This is a genomic window from Chloracidobacterium sp. (assembly GCA_025057975.1).
Classification (GTDB): Bacteria; Acidobacteriota; Blastocatellia; order Chloracidobacteriales; family Chloracidobacteriaceae; genus Chloracidobacterium.
This window is the reverse complement of sequence record JANWUV010000017.1, coordinates 1-16,827: the sequence shown is the minus strand read 5'-3', so window position 1 is coordinate 16,827 and position 16,827 is coordinate 1. Positions and strand designations below refer to the sequence as shown.

Below are 16,827 nucleotides of genomic sequence, written 5' to 3'. Positions count from 1 at the left end.
TCAACTAACTCGCAAGGCCATAAGCGGCCATGGTCGAAGGCGTTTCCCACGCCCGCACCAACGCCACCTGATAGCGGTCGGTGTTGATCCGGGCAGCGACCTGGTGAAACACAAAGGCCGCAATGTTTTCCGTCGAGGGGTTGAGTTCGCGGTCAAAGGGCGGTAGTTCGTTGAGGTACTTGTGATCGAGGTACCGCATGACGGCTTCCGTCGCTTCCCGCACCGCCCGAAAGTCAATCAGGATGTGGTTCTCGTCGAGCCTGTCGCCGCGCACAAAGACCTGAATGCGCCAGTTATGACCATGGACGGACTCACCCTGGCCGTGGTAGCGCCGCAACGCATGCGCCGCACAGAACTCTGTCTCAACCATGACCTCGTAAAAACGCTTACTCATAGCCTGTTCGGCGTCTAGCAATAACAGACGCTCCCAACTGCTGCCGGCTTCTTTTCAACTGGAGGGCGACGAAGCGACAGCCTTAGGCGTGGGGAAGCTTTTTCAAAACTAGGCGGCGTTCATGACAAGTTCACGTCCGATTGTGAACGTCGGCTTCCGTCGGGTTTTGATCTGGCGTGCGGCGCTTTGCGCCAGCGCCGTCACCAGTATCGGCAACGCAATCGTTGGATCACAGTATGTTGTCACCAGCCGTAGCTCCTTCGCTGCGCGACTCCAGTTGTCGGCGTCTTCCAGCGGATGCAACACCGCGCCACCGCTGTGCAGGCCGTCCAGCGTGACGTGCACAACGTACTTCAGCGGACGCAACCGCGCATTGACCACCGTGCCGGTCGCTTGAGCCTGCTGTACAAAGTCGCTACAGAGGCTAGAGCCAAAATACAGTGCGCCGACGTTGGTGGAACCGACCAGCACGTGCGCCATTTCCACCACATCCTGAATCACATCAAACAAAAACGGCGATTTGCGATCAATCCGCCCGGCTGCGATCCCGCGCACCAGCGGCGAAGTCGTCACGCCGGGACAAAAGACCGGAACGCGCGCTTTGTACGCTGCCGTTAGGACGCCGTCTTCATTGGCGATTTCCGAAAGCTCGTGGCCAAGCAGGTTGAGAAACTCGCGGGTGGCATACGGACGGCTCATGTCCTGCATATTGACAAAGCTCCGCAACCACTCATCCGCCTCCTGAATTTCTTCTTCGCTCAGCAACGTGTCATACAGACGGGCGATGCCGTGCGCCTGCAACTCGCTCGGCGACGTTAGCGGCGAGCCCTGATAATGCTGGCGACCGAGCGATTCATGAATGTCATGAAAAACTGTCAAACCATCGGAGACGACCACATCTACATAGCGGTTACGAATCAGCCAAGCAATCAAGCGCCGCATCCCCGCCGGAATGAGTGGGCCGCTCAACCCAAGCACGATGGTGCAGGCGTCCTCGAGCATATTCAGCCAGATGTTGTGGGCGATGGCGAGGTTACGGGCCTGAAAAGAAGTCGCCTCAAACTTGGACAGCAGCCCGGCCACACTGCGGTCACGGTCAAGCTCAATGGGATCAGTGGGTCGTTTCAAGTAGGGCGACGCTTTTGCTTTTCTGCTCATAGCCTCTTTGTTTCCAACTCATGTCTCCAACTCGTGTCACAGGCGCTGCGAAGCGCACGCTGGGCAATGGCGACAGCCCCCTCAAGCCGAAATCAGTTGGCTCAGGTCAGATAGGTATAGCAGGAAACATAGCTTTCGTATTGTCGGCACAACTCATTCGCCCGCTCGGCCGAAAGACGGCCGCGCTTGACCTGCTCAGCGGCTAACTCGCCAAAGCTTTCCTGAAGCGCCGCCCGTTCATAGCGGGCCGTTTCAACCGCTTCCCCTAGCGTCCCGCCGGGGACGACCTTGGTGATCAAGTAGCCTTCGTCCTCAATGATGATGTGCGCCTCATTGAGTGGGCCGAACAAGTTGTGGCCGCTGCCCATGACTTCCTGATACGCGCCGACTAGAAAAATCCCTAGAAAGTAGGGCTCGCCTCTGAACGGATGCAGTTCCAACGTCTCTTTGATGTCTTTCAAATCTACAAACTTGTCAATTACGCCGTCGGAGTCGCAAGTGATGTCCACCAACGTCGCCAGTTCGGTCGGGGGCTTGTCCAGTTTGTGCAGCGGCATGATGGGAAAGAGTTGGTCAATAGCCCAGCTGTCAGGCAGCGAGCGGAAAATTGAAAAGTTGCATAGATACTTGGCCGCCAACATCTGGCGCAACTCTTCGTATTCATCAATCATGCTTTTATCATTCTGGGCATACTTCGCTGTCCGCTCACAGACTTCCCAGAACAGAATCTCACCCTTGGCGCGGTCCTCCAGTGAGATCAAGCCAAGATTGAACAGCGTGTACATCTCATCCTTGTGCTCTAGAGCATCATGGTAATACTCGGCGTAGTTCTTTGAGTTGATGCCCATGCACAGATCTTTGAGTTCAACGATGACCTGCGGATCATCTTCATCTACTTTGACACTTTCATATTCGCCGACAACTGTCTCAATTTCAGCGCGAATGTTTGCTACCAAGATCGCATGGTAGGAAGTCAGCATGCGTCCCGATTCCGTAATGATGTGCGGCTCGGGCACGTCTTCGTCCTCGCATACGCTCTTGATGGTGTACACCACGTCGTTGGCGAACTCCTGAACAGTATAGTTAGCCGATGACTCCGAACTGGTCTTACTACCGTCGTAATCAACGCCTAGCCCGCCGCCTACGTCGAGATAATCCACATTGATTTTCATTGCCCGAATTTTAGCGTAGACGCGTGCGGCTTCCTTGATGGCGTTTTTGACGCGCTTGATGCTGGTAATTTGTGAGCCGATGTGGAAGTGGAGCAGGCGAAGGTCATCAACCATCTCGTGTTCACGAAGAACACGAATGACCTCCAGAATTTCACTCGTAGTCAGGCCGAACTTCGCCGACTCACCACCTGACTTTTCCCACCGACCGCTGCCTTTCGAGTACAACTTGACCCGAATGCCGAGCAACGGACGGATACCGATTTCCTGTGATAGCCGAATGACGGTTTCTAATTCGCCAATTTTCTCAATGACAATGATGACATTTTTACCGATTTCCGTGCCGAGCAACGCCAAGCGGATGTAACTTTCATCCTTGAAGCCGTTGCAGATGAGAACCGAATCAGGCGATTGCTCGTGCGCAAGCGCCGCGTACAGTTCCGCCTTGCTGCCGACTTCTACTCCGAAGTCATACCGCCGACCGGCGCGCAGAAACTCTTCCACAACCTCACGACGCGGGTTGACCTTCATTGGAAACACGCCGTAGTAGCGGCCGTTGTAACCAAACTCTTTGATGGCGTTGCGAAAGGCCCCGGTCAACTTTTTCATCTGGTTGACAAGGATTTGTGGAAACCGCAGCAGCAGCGGCGCCTGAATGCGTCGTCGTTGGAGGTCTTCAAGAATTTCCATGACATCAGCGCCGCGTCGGTCATATTCACTGGGATGAACCACGAGGTGTCCCTTTTTGTTGATGCTGAAGTACCCTGCGCCCCAGTTTTCAATCCCATACGTTTGAGCAACCTCCTCAAGCTTTGCTTTCATCGCCTCCCCTCGCGGCTTGAAGTCACGTTGTGTGGTTACGACGCAAACAAGCCAGTGATTTTAGCAAACGCAAAAATAGGCGTCAAAAAAAAATCCACCCCGCCCAACTAGGCCTAAGCCAAGTGTTTCCAACAACATGAAGCTGTCCCTTGCCACCTGCAACATGCGCTCGCCGCCCATCCCAAACGCAGGACTTTGCACCTAGCCGCCGGGCTGCGCTATATTGGTTTTCGTCATACGCTCGCCGGAGTGGTGGAATGGTAGACGCGCCGGACTCAAAATCCGGTGGGGGCAACCCCGTGAGAGTTCGAGTCTCTCCTCCGGCACTTCTTCCCCACGCTAAGACGGCTAGAAAGCGCCATGTTCTTCAGAACCCTGTCGGCGATAGGGTTACGGCCGTCCGGCTGTGGTTTCAACGGCCGTTTCGGCCTTGCCGGACGCAGCGGCTTGGTCGAGTTGTTCGGCGGCTGGGGCTAACATCTCCTGCAACGTCTGGAACAATCGTCGCACCGGGCTTTCGGTCGGCCGCAGGCGCGTACCATTGACAGTGACAGCCGGCGGTGCGACCGGCGTGCGGGAAGTGGGAGATGACACCGTTCGGCGCACCAAATCCTCCAGCGCCGCCTGCAAACCTGCTCCGCCGTCAGCGATGACGTTCCAACCGGGCCGGTAGTATGACGCCACCCCTTCAAGCATTTGAATCAACCGAAAGGCGTACGCGAGGTCTTCCGGCAGAAGAAAACGCACCTGGCTCTCTTCAACCGCCCGCCCGACGGCCGCAATGCGGTTTTTGGTGTTCGACTGCAAGACGTTGATTTCACCAATGCGGGCAATTGCCGCCCGCGCTAGATCACGCGGCGTTTCCGGGGCGACCAGCCCGATACGGTAAAACCCATCCACTACTTCGTCGAGCTGACCGCGCAGGGCGGCTTGTACGATACGAGCCAGCGTCTCGCGGGTCGCCGCCTGCATGGTTTGCACCATGCCGAAGTCCAGCAGCGCCAAGCGGCCGTCAGGCAGCACCAGAAAATTTCCCGGATGCGGATCGGCGTGGTAGTAGCCCTCGCACAGAATCATGTAGGCATAAAGGTGAACAAGGCGGTCAAGCAGCCGTTCGGGTCGGCGGACGATCCGGCGTACGGCCTCGGCGTCGCTGATCCGGCATCCCTCCACGAAGGCCAGCGCCAGAATGCGCGGCGTACACAACTCGTCAATTGTTTCCGGGACGACGATATCCGGGAACGGCGCTAAGATCTCCCGAATGCGAACGGCGTGCCGTCGCTCTGCGGCGAAGTCCGCTTCCTCCCGGAAGCCAGCTTCAAAACGGCCCACCACCGTCAGAATGTCCTCCCAGATGGGGTTGCGCGAAATCCGGCGCAGGCCGCCCGCAATGCGCCGAATCAACTCAAAATCCGTTTCCAGCAGGGCAAGCGTGTCCGGCTTGAGAAACTTGATAACCACCTCCCGCCCACGCCACCGCGCGCGATGCACTTGCCCGATGCTGGCCGTAGCGAGCGGCTCCGGGTCAAATCGCTCAAAGATTTCCGACAACACACGCCCGTATTCACGTTCGAGAAACGGTTTGACGATGTGAATCGGCACTGGACGCACGGCGTCCTGCAACTTGGCAAGTTCGGCGGCGTAGGCCGGCGCCAGCGTGTCCGTACGGACGCCGACGACTTGCCCCACCTTGATAAAGACAATGCCTAATTGTTCGAGAGCTTCACGCAGCTTTTGCGCGGCGCGCGCCGTGCGGGCCGTCCGGTCACCCACCGGCAGGCGACTGAGGGCCCAAGCGCGAAAAAACGGCAGAAACGTGCGGAGAATGGTTACGAGACGACGACGAAGTTTTGGCGGCATCGGATTCAAGCTTTTGACGCCGGCGGCGCATCGCGCAGGGCGTCTAGAGCATTGCAGACTCGGTGTCACTCACAACGTAGCGTATGGCGCGGGGGATTACGCCCCAGAAAAGTTGAATTAACCACCGCAGACCGATTCGGTGTAAAACTACACGCGGCGCACGCACTTCTACCAACAACCGCAAGGAATCGCCTATGAGTAATCCCCTTCTTTCGCTTTCCTCCCGTTCCCTGCCCGACCTCGACGCCGCCAACCTCGACGCCACGCCTGACAACAAGGCGCGCATGACGCGCGTCGTGAGCATGTACTTCAACCGCGCCGCTGATATTTTGAACCTCGACCCGAATTACCGCCTGATTCTGGCGCTGCCGAGCCGTGAGTTGGCCGTCAGCCTGCCGGTTCAAATGGACTCCGGTGAAATCCAAGTCTTTCCGGGCTACCGCGTCCAGCATCACGTCGCCATGGGACCAATGCAGGGCGGGCTGCGCTACCGTCCTGACCTGACGCTGGACGATCTACGGGCGCTGGCGCTGTGGGCGACCCTGACGGCGGCCGTGGCTGATGTCCCCTTTGGCGGCTCGATGGGCGGCGTCATCTGCGATCCGTCGCAGATGTCGAGTCAGGAAATTGAGCGCCTGACCCGCCGGTACGTGGTGGAAATTCTCGACATCATCGGGACGGAACGGGACATCCTTGCGCCCGACTTCAGCACCGACCAGCAGGTGATGGCATGGATTATGGATACGTACTCAATGCATGCCCGGCAGACCGTGACGGCGATTGTCACCGGCAAGCCGTTGGAGTTGGGCGGCTCGCATGGCTCGCACGAAGCCGTCGGCTACGGCGTCTGGTGTCTCCTTGACGCCGCGCTCAAGCACCTGGGCGGCCAACCGTCCCGGACGCGCGTAGCGATTCAGGGTGCGGGACGGCGCGGCGGCGCGGCGGCGAAGTTGCTGTATGAAGCCGGCTACCAAGTCATCGCCATCACAGACTCCGGCGGCGGCGTGTATCGGCCCGACGGGCTAAACGTCCCCGATGTACTGGAGTACTTCGCCCGGACGCACTCGTTGACGGGCTACCGGGAAGCCGACGCTATCTCCGACGCCGAGTTATTGACACTTGACTGTGACGTGCTCGTGCCAGCCTACCTGCAAAACCAAATCACTGCCGACAATGTCAATCACCTGCGCTGCCGCATCCTGTGTGAGGCAGCCTACGGCGCGACGACCGTGGAAGCAAGTCAAACGTTGGAAAACAGCGACATCTACGTGATTCCGGCGATTATGGGCGAATCAGGCGGCATTATTGTCCGGTACTTTGAGTGGGTTCAAAATCGCATCGGTTTCCGCTGGCGGCGACACGTTGTGTTGGAACGGCTGCGCGATTACGTCACTCGGATGTACCACAACGTCGTCAAGACAGGGGAAATGTACGGCGTTAGCCTGCGCGACGCAGCCTACATCCTTGGCGTACGGCAAATGGGACGCGACCTCGCCCTGCGCGGAATTTATGCCTGATGTCCTAGCCCGCTGGCTAGCGGCGACAGATGGGCGGCGGGTGCTAGACATTGGCTGTGGACGCCGCAAGACCCCCGGTGCAACAGGCTTGGACGCCAACCCGCACTCCGCCGCCGATGTCATCCACGATCTTGATGACGTGCCGTATCCCTTTCCCGACAATGCGTTTGATCTCGTCATTGGGCGGCATGTCATCGAACACGTACAGTCGCCCTTGACGGTCGTGACGGAGTTGCACCGTATTGTCCGGCCCGGCGGGTGGGTTTTGCTGGTTGCGCCGCACTGGACAAATCCTGACTTTCCAACCGATTTGACGCACCGCAACCACCTCAACAGCTACTCTTTTCGGAACCTAACGGTCGGGGGGGAAGTTTTTGATTTCTACACGCCGGTGCGCTTCCGTCAGCGGCCGCCGTATGTCACTCTGCTCAACCTCTGGCGTGTATGTGGCGTTGAATGGCTGGTCAACCTTGACCGCCGCCATCCGCGCTGGCGTTTCCTGCGGCGTTTTTGGGAGCAGTACTTGAACGCCGTTATGCGCGGCAAAGAGATTTACTTTGAACTAGAAGTCGTCAAATAACGCCCACGTCACCAAACGGCATGACCACCAACCGTTCAGCTTACACCCTTGGCGAGATTGCCGCCGCCTTCGGTTACGAAGTGGAAGGCGCGACGGATGTCGTCATTACGGGCGTCGCCGGTCTTGAAGACGCCGGACCGACCGAGCTGACCTTTCTCGCTAATCCCCGTTACGCCGCCAAGGCGCGGACGACGAAGGCGGCGGCGATCATCCTCAGTCGGGGCGCGGCGGCGGACGGCGTACCCTGCCCGATTGTCCGCGCGCCGGACGCCTATCTGGCGTTTGCGCAGGTAGCGAAGTGGTTTTACCGGCCGCCGACGCCGCCGCCGGGTGTGCATCCAACAGCGCTCATTGCGCCCTCGGCGCGGCTAGGCGCAGAAGTACGCATTGGCCCTTACGCCGTCGTCGGGGAAAATGTCCTCATTGGCGACCGGACGACGTTGTACTCGCACGTTGTCGTGTATGACGACGCGCGGATTGGCGACGACTGCGTGCTGCATGCCCATGTCGTCGTTCGGGAAAGGGTTGAAATCGGGCGACGGGTCATCATTCACAACCACGTCACGGTCGGCTGCGACGGCTTCGGTTACGCCAAGCGCCCCGACGGAAGCTGGGAAAAAATTCCGCAAACCGGGCGCGTCATTATTGAGGACGACGTGGAAATCGGCGCAGGAACGCAAATTGACCGCGCAAGCGTCGGCGAAACCCGCATCCGACGCGGCGCTAAGCTCGACAACCTTGTGCAAATCGGCCACGCCGTTGAGGTCGGCGAAGATACGCTGTTGTGCGCGCAGGTCGGCATCGCCGGCAGCGCCGTCATTGGCTCGCGGGTGATTCTAGCCGGGCAGGTCGGCGTCGCTGGCCATTTGACCATCGGCGACGGCGTGACGGCCCTAGCTCAGAGCGGCATCCCGAATGATGTCCCACCCGGCCAACAAGTGGCCGGCTATCCGGCGGTTGAACGCCGTCAGTGGCTGCGCGTTTCGGCGGCGCAGGCGAAACTACCGGCGCTGCTGAAGTCAGTGCAAACCTTGGAGACGCGCGTCGCCGCCCTAGAAGCCGAGCGCGCGCCGGAAAGGGCATCCTCATGAATCGCAAACCTGTTCAGTTGGTTTGGCTTGTGCTCCTTATTTTGCCGGTCGTCACCTTGCCCGGTCATTCGGCGGCGCAGGCGGGCTTTACAAGCGCCTACACCGACCTCAACACACAGTGTCGCTACGGACGCGCCGCCGCCGAGGGAAGCGATGCGCCGCTGTACTGCGCCGGCTACGGCGACTATCGCCTGCTGGTGAGCTTTAGCGCGCTGGCCGCCGATGTGTTTGTGGAATCGCGCGACAGGCGGTTCTCACGCCTTGTCGTCTCCGGGCAAGCTCCAAACTACGCCGAACAAAAAGGGCGCAGGGTGGAGTGGCGGCTGGCCGGCGGCGAACCGTTCGCCGTCATTGCGCGTGCGTTTGAGTACGCCGAGGGTGCGGACGGCGCGCCAGATTTTTCCTGGAAAACCGGCGAGAAGCTCATCGTGAAGGGCCTTGAAGGCTACGATCACATTGACTTCACGCTGGACGCCCGCACTCCCAATGCAAACGCCCGCGCCCGCCAATTAGCGGATGACAACCATCACAGATAGGACAGAGCCATGAGCGCTGCTCGGGTGCGCCGGCCGTCACGGGGCGGTTGGCGCAGTTGGTTGTTGCTTTTGGCCGGCGTTGGCCTTATTGCCGCCGCTCTCTGGGGACTGTGGCGGTTCCGGGATCGGTTGACGCCGTCGCCGCCCACTCTGACGGGCAAGGTGCTCTATGTCCATGCGATTGACGTAGGGCAGGGCGACAGCTTCCTCATCGTCACGCCCGAACGAAAAACCGTCCTCATTGACGCGGGCCTCGCTGAAGCCGGTTCGCGGGTTACGGCGTTCTTGCGCCGATTGGACATTCGGGAGCTTGATCTGGTCATCGCCACGCATCCCCACGCCGACCACATCGGCGGCATGGGCTATGTGTTGGAAGCCGTCAAGGTCAAAAATTTCCTCGACAGCGGACAAGAGCACACGACCCTGACCTACCGCCGGATGCTTGAAGCCGTCAAAAAGCACGTCGGACGGCTGACCATCGCCAAGGCGGGACAGAATTTCAATCTTGACAACGGGATTGTGCTTTCCGTCCTAGGGCCGCGGCAGCCATGGCTGCAAAACGTCTCCGGCAGCGACCTGAACGCCAATTCCGTCGTCGTGCGGTTGGATTATGGGCGCTTTTCAATGCTGTTTACCGGCGACGCGGAAGACGAAACAGAAGCGCGTCTGCTGGCCGACAAGGCGCCGCTCAACGCCAAAGTGTTGAAAGTTGCGCATCACGGTTCACGTCACTCGACCAAGGAGCCATTTTTGCAGGCGGTGAAGCCGGAAGTCGCCGTGATTTCCTGCGGCGCGACGAATCGCTACGGTCACCCGACGCAGGGGACATTGGACCGGCTGCGGCGCATCGGAGCGACCGTGTACCGCACCGACCTGCATGGCGACATCACGATTGCCAGCAACGGGACTGAGTACGTTGTCACAACGGCGCGCAAGGCGGCGGCGGAGGCCGTCTGGCGTGGGCGGCAGCCCGACGCCGGCAACGACACCGGCGACGACATGCCGGACCGCCGCGCCGGGCGTTGACGCCGCCGCTGTTGGTATGCTCGCACCTTGTGATGGTTCGGCCGCTTACATGCGAAACACGCCATAGCGAGACGCTGGCTCGCTGGTGAAGTCTGCGTTGTACGCCATTGACAACCCCAACCCAAGCACCCGGCGCGTATCGCGCGGGTCAATGATGCCGTCGTCCCACAGGCGTGCGGTGGCGTAGTACGCCGAGGATTGCGCCTCGAACTGCTCGACGACTTCGCGGCGCATAGCTTCCAGTTGCTCGGCGTTGGGCGTCTGGCCGCGTGCTTTCATTGCCGCCACCCGCACTTGGACGAGCACGCCCGCCGCTTGTTCGCCGCCCATGACGGCAATCCGGCTGTTGACCCACGAAAACAGCAAGCGCGGGTCATAGGCGCGGCCGCACATGGCGTAGTTGCCCGCGCCGTATGAGCCGCCCACAATGACCGAAAACTGCGGTACGCTCGCGTTGGAGACGGCTTGGATCATTTTTGAGCCGTGCTTGACGATGCCTTCGTACTCGACTTTCTTGCCGATCATAAAGCCCGGCGTGTTGTGTAGGTAAATGATCGGAATTCGCGTCTGATTGCAGATTTGGATGAAATGCGCCGCCTTAAGCGCGCATTCCGAAAACAGCACGCCGTTGTTGGCGATAATGCCGACTGGAAAGCCCTCAATGTGCGCATGGCCGGTCAGCAGCGTCGGGCCGTAGTCACGCTTGAACTCATAGAAGCGCGAGCCGTCCACAATCCGAGCGATGACTTCGCGCATATCGAACGTCTTACGCGGGTTGACCGGGATGATCCCAAGCAGTTCGTCAGGATCGTAGGCAGGCAGTTCCGGCGTCCGGCGGTTGGGGATGGGCGGTTTGCGCCAGTTGAGGCTGGCGACGATTTCACGCCCGATGCGAATGGCGTCCTCGTCGTCTTCGGCTGTGTAGTCGCTGACGCCTGACACGCGCCCGTGCATGTCCGCCCCGCCGAGGGTTTCATCGTCAATGTCTTCACCCGTCGCCGCCTTGACGAGCGGCGGCCCGCCCAAGAACACCTTGGCTTGCCGGCGTACCATCACAACGAAGTCAGACATGCCGGGCACATACGCGCCGCCCGCCGTACTACTGCCGAACACGAGCGAGATTTGAGGAATGCCGCGCGCCGACAGCCGCGCCTGATTACAGAAGCCGCGCCCACCCTCGACGAACATTTCCGCTTGATAAAACAGGTTGGCGCCGGCGGATTCGACCAACGAAATGCAGGGTAGACGATTTTCCAGCGCGATCTGCTGCGCGCGGAGGCTTTTCTTGACGGTCATCGGGTAGAACGCGCCGCCCTTTACGGTGGCGTCGTTCGCCGTGATAAGGCACTCGACCCCATGAACTCGCCCGATGCCAGCAATGAACGACGCGCATGGGGCTTCGTTGTCGTACATATCCCACGCCGCCAGCGGCGATAGCTCTAGGAAATCGCTACGTGGGTCGAGCAGCCGCTCGATGCGTTCACGCGGTAGTAGCTTGCCGCGCGCCCGGAATTTTTCCTGCGCCGCTGGGCCGCCCCCCTGCTTGACGAGTTCAAGGCGTTCACGCAGTTGCTCGCACTGCGCCAGCATTGCGGCGTAGTTGGTTTGAAACTCTTCACTATCAGTCTGAAGCTTGGACTCGATCAACATAGACTGTTCCGTAAAGCGTGCGTCACGCGGTTGGAAAGTGTTGGTTGATTAGCCCAGCATACGCGCCGCCTCCTACAAAGCAAAGCGTCATTCATTCTGAGGAGAGCTTATTGTCTGGCGGCTTTAAGCGGATACCTTTCGACGCTCGTTTCGATGAACGGCGCACAGACGGAGAGCAGGGTTTCTTCCCGTCGGAAAGCCGTTTTAGAGTGTCAGACCTCACCTGAAGGGGTGCCCTAGCGCGCACGCCCCAAGCGCCGTTAGGAGATGTAGCTTGATGTGATAGGCGCTTTCAGTTGTGGTGTTTGCGGCGGACAGGATTGGCGCGTGCTTTCCGAAGTGGACGGTAAAACCGGCCGCCCGTTGATGACTGCGCTATGCCTGCGTTGTGCCGTCGCACAGGTGACGCCGCGACCCGACGCGGAAACGCTGCATACGTTTTATGCGCAGGCGTACCGTGAAGCCTACAAGGGCGTTCATCGTCCAAAAAAGAAGCACATCGTACGAGCGGCGCGGTCGGCGCGCGAACGCCTTGATTGGCTCGCGCCATGGCTTCTTCCGGGCGCGCGCTTGCTCGACATTGGCGCGGGTGGCGGCGAGTTTGTCGCTGTGGCGCGGGCGCGGGGTTTTGATGCGGAAGGCGTTGAACCGCACGCGGGTTACGCTGCCTATGCGCGGGCGGCGTACGCTGCGCCGCTTGTGAGCGCCCCACTAGACGCGCTCGAACCACAGCCAGTCTTTGACTTGGTGACGGCCTTCCACGTACTTGAGCATCTCCGTGATCCAGTCGCCGCCCTGCGCCGCATGGCCGCTTGGTTGTCGCCGCAGGGAAGGCTGGCGATTGAGGTTCCCAACCTGCTGTACCCATATGCTGCGCCGCACAACACGTTCTTTGCGGCGCACCTCTTTCACTTCACGCCGGAAACATTGGCGACCGTAGCAGCGCGCGCCGGACTTGAGGCGCTTCAGGTACAGGCCGCCGGCGACGGTGCTGTGATCCGCGCCGTATTCCGTCCGGGAGCGTCAACCGTTGCGCCGCCACCTGCTGGTTTGGCGGCGGAGATTATGGCGCTGTATGCCCGGCGAACCTGGAGGCGTTACCTGTCGTCACCGCGCGTCTGGCGCAAGCTGCCGTCGCGTCTGCGCCGCATCGCCGAAGAAGCCTTCTGGAGCACATATTGTCGTCAAGCGCAGGATGTCATCCGCCAGTTTGCCTAAGACGGTCTCCAGAAACGTAGCTATGCCCCGGCTAGGCTGCGTCAACGGTTTTTTGTATGCAGGGGACTTCCACTGTGTTCATAGCGGCGTCCCGCCGCGCCGCAAGGTGTGGCGGCGGCTGATTTCAGAACGGCGCGAAACGCTGCGCCACACGCCAAGCCATTGACGCAGTTCGCGCCGTGAGTGTCGCTCCAGTCAAGGCGGCGACTGCTTGAACGGCTACTCCGTCTCGAAGGCATACTGGTTGAACTTCAGCGTTCGGCTGTTCTCCGTCACCGTCCGCACCACCTGTTCGCTCGCTCCGTTCGGCAGTCGCGCCTCAATTTCCAACGTTACGCTCACTTCCGCGTCCGGCTGACCGAGCAGGTGCGCAATGACTTCCTCGGCAATCCGTCCCGCGTCGCGTCCGACCCGCGCCGGATCAAGCCTGACTGCCCCGTAAAAGCGTCGCAGGGGCGGCGGCACGGACGGCTTCAGCGCATCGGCGTCGGAAACACGCGCCGCCGCCGGTACGGACTGTACCAAATCGGCGCGGCCCGGAACGGATTGGCCGGAAGCGGAAGGCGACGGCGTTTCCTGCGCCAACTGCCGCCGCGCCGCGTCGGGCTTGACGACCAACCCGCCGTCGTCCACACCGAGGGTCAACACCTGCCCGGCGCGCAACCCACGGTAGCGCCCGGCGGCTTCGTCGTAGCCCTCGGCATAGGCGAACGTTTCCATCTCCCAGCTCAGCAAACCGACGCCCTTCTCAACCGCCTGAACCAAAACCCGCGGCCCGGCCAGTCGCGGCAGGTACAAATAACCGGCGAAGTCCTCAATGAGTCGGCGAACGGCGACGTGTTCGCCCCGCCACAGCGGTATCTCGTCCAGATGCTTTCGCAGCATGGTTGCGCCAAGGGACGTTACCAGCAGCTCGTCGTAGCGGAGCTTCTTCCCGGCGCGCGCCGCCAACGCATCCGCTCCCGACAACCGGGCGGTCGTCCACGTCACCGGCGACGCCGGCGTTTTCTGTTCCGGGACCAGCAGCCACTGGTACGTCTCCGGCAGTCGCGCCGCCACGGCGCCTTCCGCCGCCTGTCGCTGAGCCTCCGCCTGACGCAGCTGAAACGGCGACAGGTCGAGCGTGTCCTTCTCCGCGATGATGGACGCCCACGCCAGATACCGACGCACCGCTTCGTCCAAGTCGGAGAGACGCGCCCGGTCGGCCGCGAGGAACACCAGCGTGTTGCGGTACAGGCGCGGCGTGTTCCCGCGTGCATCCAAAATCGCCTGCGCCGCCCGCTCGGCCGCGTTGCCGGCTTCCTTGCCGTAGGGATGCTCCGGCGGCAGCACCACCAGCCGCACGTCCAGTTCGTCGGGCACGTCCGCCCCGGAGCACGGCCAGAGGTGAACCCGCGCGAAATCCGCCGTGTTCCGCAACTCGGCGCGCAAACGCTTCTCCAGTTCGGCGGCGACCTGATCCGGGTCGCGCTTGAGTTGTTCGGCGCGCTCTTCGGCCAACTTGGTTACGGTCGGTTGCGGCGCGTACCACACCCGCGCCCCGTCCTGATACAGATACGTCGCCGCCGCTGCCAACCGGCGCAGCGCGTCGCCAAAAACCGCCGGCGACTCACCCGGCGCAACACAGCCCAACTTCACCCGGCGATCCTCAAGCCCCCGCTGGGCGGCGGCCGTCGTCGGGGCCGAACCCAAGTACACCGCCCGCGCCACGCGCCGCGTCGCCTGCAACTTGCCCAAGTTTGGAAGTTCGCGGTCAAGCTTCATCGGCAGGGAGCCGGCGCCGTCCACATCCTTCTCGATGATCGGCGTCCAGTTGTCGGGCAAGTAGCGCGTGAGTTCAAACCGCACACGCGGATCGTCAATCGGAATGCTCGCCGGTAGGATCAGGGGGCTGCGGTCGCCGCTCTCCCAGAGACGATGAATCACCGCCGCCATCAAACGCAAAACGCCGCGCGTCCGTTGAAACCCGGCCAACGTTGACCAGTCCTCATACAGCCGGTCAAAAACCTCCGGGTGAATGGGATAGGCCGCCTGTAGGCGACGCTCGTAGTCGGCGCTGCGACACTCCGGCGGAAACTCAGCCGCATGCGCGCGGTACAGGTCGGCGAAGGCGCGCGCCGTCACGTCGCGTTGTTTGTAAGCTTCGGGACCGGACAACGGCTCAAACAACCGCCGCCGAACAATCTCGAAGCCTTCTTCGGCCGTCGCCGGACGCCATGCGGACTCCACCCGCCCCACGACGTTGCGCAGCCGCTCCAACGCCTCACGGCCGCGCAGTCCGCCGACTTCCACATCGTCGGCCGGCGCGTAGGCCGTTCCCTGCGTATCCGAAGCCGGCAGCGAAACGACCAGCAGACAGTTTCCCACGAGTTTGACGGACTCGGTGAGCGCCTGCGCAAACGTAAACTGCGTTTCAAAACTGCCGCCGGGCAAATCGTCGGCGTCGTGGAGCTGGCGGGCGTACGCCACCCATTCGTCAATCAAAATCAGGCACGGGCCGTAGTCGCTCAACAGTTCCCGCAGACGGTCGCCGGGGCTGGTGGCGCGCTCGTCGTCCGGCGCAATCCGCGCGTAGGCTTCCGCACCGCCAAGCTGGTACGCCAGCTCACCCCACAGCGTGCGCACCTGCACGCCGTCCGGTTTCACGACGGGGTTGCCGGGCGACAGCTTGTTGCCGACCAGTACGACGCGCCGCACACGCTCCGGCGGCGCAACGCCGGCTTCGGCCAGCACGGCGTCCACGCCGGGGAGTTCGCCGACGCGGACGCCGGAAAACAGGTGGTACAACGCGAGCATGGCGTGCGTTTTGCCGCCGCCGAAGTTGGTTTGCAGTTGGATGACCGGATCGCCGCCCCGTCCCGCCAGTCGCTCTACGGCGCCGACCAACAGCCGCTTGAGACTTTGCGTAAGGTAGGTGCGACGAAAAAACTCCGGCGGATGCCGATACTCTTCCGTCCCTTCGCCTAAGTGAACCTGCCACAGGTCGGCGGCGAACTCCGCCTGTTGGTAGCGCCCGCCGGCCACATCGGGATGCGGCGTGACGACCTCGCGCCACGGGGCAAGATGGCCGGACGCGGCCGGTTCAATGAGCGAACCGCCGACTTTGCGCTTCTCGCCGCGTACTTGCTCGTCAAACCGGGCGCGCAGCAGTTCGAGCTTCATCCGCTCAATCTCATCGGCTTCACGCGCGGAAACGGCCGTCAGCAAACGCGCCGCAGAATCGAGAACGCGATAGGCGTCGTCGCTGGAAAACGCCTCCTGATGCGCCCACTTGTTACGCCAGTCCCGGAGTTCGGAAACCAAGCTGCGTTCGGAGAAGCCGAGCGTTCGTCGGAAGACATCGTTCCAGACTTCCCACATCAGCTTGAGCAGCGCCGCCGCGTCCCACGTCGCAATCGGCTTCTGCCCGGTGAGCGGATCGTCTAGAAAGCGCCGCACCGCGTCATGATGCAGTATCCCGGATTGGAAAGCCGCCTGCACTTCGCGTTCGACGTAGGGACCTAGCCCGGCGCGCAGCGCCTCCATTGCCTTGCCGACTCGTTCCTGATTCGTGACGGCCATCGCTCCTCCTCTGTCGCCGCCGTAGGACGGGACGCCGGGGTGGTGCGCCCGGCGAGTGTGGCTTCCACCAAGCGCCCCGGAAAACCCGCGCACTTGCGGAAACGCTTACGCCTCTTTGTCTCCGAACAGCGTTCCCTGCGCCGCCGCCGCGCCAGCTTCCCGCGCCAGCCGGACAATCTCAGGAAAACTCTGCACCAACGCATTGTACGCCAACGCCTCGGCCGCCCGCTTCCGCCGTTCGCAAA

General features: G+C 61.3%; 12 protein-coding genes and 1 tRNA gene. 7 read left to right on the top strand and 6 right to left on the bottom strand.

The features are described 5' to 3' along the window. Window positions 1-4: 4 nt before the first annotated feature. From NZ585_13460 to speA, 3 genes are all read right to left on the bottom strand, one after another. Window positions 5-394, bottom strand: coding sequence for a 6-carboxytetrahydropterin synthase (locus tag NZ585_13460; GenBank protein ID MCS7081042.1), 390 nt, complete (start codon window positions 392-394; stop codon window positions 5-7). A gap of 108 nt (window positions 395-502) precedes the next feature. Next, on the bottom strand, window positions 503-1,552 hold the full coding sequence (locus NZ585_13455; GenBank protein MCS7081041.1) for a deoxyhypusine synthase family protein: 1,050 nt from the start codon (window positions 1,550-1,552) through the stop codon (window positions 503-505). Window positions 1,553-1,653: 101 nt separating this feature from the next. Further along, the gene (speA, locus tag NZ585_13450; protein ID MCS7081040.1) at window positions 1,654-3,543 is read right to left on the bottom strand and encodes a biosynthetic arginine decarboxylase; all 1,890 of its coding nucleotides are present in this window, start codon (window positions 3,541-3,543) and stop codon (window positions 1,654-1,656) included. A 243-nt stretch (window positions 3,544-3,786) separates the two neighbouring features. Here speA and NZ585_13445 point away from each other — a divergent pair. After that, window positions 3,787-3,869 (top strand) — tRNA-Leu (locus NZ585_13445). Between the two features lie 64 nt (window positions 3,870-3,933). Here NZ585_13445 and NZ585_13440 read toward each other — a convergent pair. Then, window positions 3,934-5,403 (bottom strand): AarF/ABC1/UbiB kinase family protein, encoded by a 1,470-nt coding sequence (locus NZ585_13440; GenBank protein MCS7081039.1) that lies wholly within the window; start codon window positions 5,401-5,403, stop codon window positions 3,934-3,936. A gap of 194 nt (window positions 5,404-5,597) precedes the next feature. Between NZ585_13440 and NZ585_13435 the strand changes: the two genes are divergently transcribed. Genes NZ585_13435 through NZ585_13415 form a run of 5 tightly spaced genes read left to right on the top strand, consistent with a single transcriptional unit; the run spans window position 5,598 to window position 10,153 of the window. Next, window positions 5,598-6,920 (top strand): Glu/Leu/Phe/Val dehydrogenase, encoded by a 1,323-nt coding sequence (locus NZ585_13435; protein ID MCS7081038.1) that lies wholly within the window; start codon window positions 5,598-5,600, stop codon window positions 6,918-6,920. Then, window positions 6,913-7,500 (top strand): methyltransferase domain-containing protein, encoded by a 588-nt coding sequence (locus tag NZ585_13430; GenBank protein ID MCS7081037.1) that lies wholly within the window; start codon window positions 6,913-6,915, stop codon window positions 7,498-7,500. The genes NZ585_13435 and NZ585_13430 overlap by 8 nt, the downstream gene beginning before the upstream one ends. A 20-nt stretch (window positions 7,501-7,520) precedes the next feature. Further along, a complete protein-coding gene (lpxD, locus tag NZ585_13425; protein MCS7081036.1) occupies window positions 7,521-8,591 on the top strand; it encodes a UDP-3-O-(3-hydroxymyristoyl)glucosamine N-acyltransferase in 1,071 nt (356 codons plus the stop codon). Next, entirely contained in the window at window positions 8,588-9,127 is a 540-nt protein-coding gene (locus NZ585_13420; GenBank protein ID MCS7081035.1) for a hypothetical protein, read from the top strand. Before lpxD ends, NZ585_13420 begins: the two co-directional genes overlap by 4 nt. A 9-nt stretch (window positions 9,128-9,136) precedes the next feature. Beyond that, window positions 9,137-10,153, top strand: coding sequence for an MBL fold metallo-hydrolase (locus NZ585_13415; GenBank protein MCS7081034.1), 1,017 nt, complete (start codon window positions 9,137-9,139; stop codon window positions 10,151-10,153). Window positions 10,154-10,198: 45 nt separating this feature from the next. On the opposite strand, the gene NZ585_13410 is transcribed toward NZ585_13415, so the two are convergent. Continuing rightward, on the bottom strand, window positions 10,199-11,803 hold the full coding sequence (locus NZ585_13410; protein ID MCS7081033.1) for a methylcrotonoyl-CoA carboxylase: 1,605 nt from the start codon (window positions 11,801-11,803) through the stop codon (window positions 10,199-10,201). A 327-nt stretch (window positions 11,804-12,130) separates the two neighbouring features. Here NZ585_13410 and NZ585_13405 point away from each other — a divergent pair, with 327 nt between their 5' ends. Further along, complete coding sequence (locus NZ585_13405) at window positions 12,131-13,021, top strand: class I SAM-dependent methyltransferase (protein ID MCS7081032.1); 891 nt, start codon at window positions 12,131-12,133, stop codon at window positions 13,019-13,021. A 219-nt stretch (window positions 13,022-13,240) separates the two neighbouring features. On the opposite strand, the gene NZ585_13400 is transcribed toward NZ585_13405, so the two are convergent. After that, window positions 13,241-16,582, bottom strand: a complete 3,342-nt coding sequence (locus NZ585_13400; GenBank protein ID MCS7081031.1) for a Swt1 family HEPN domain-containing protein — start codon at window positions 16,580-16,582, stop codon at window positions 13,241-13,243. Window positions 16,583-16,827: the final 245 nt, after the last annotated feature.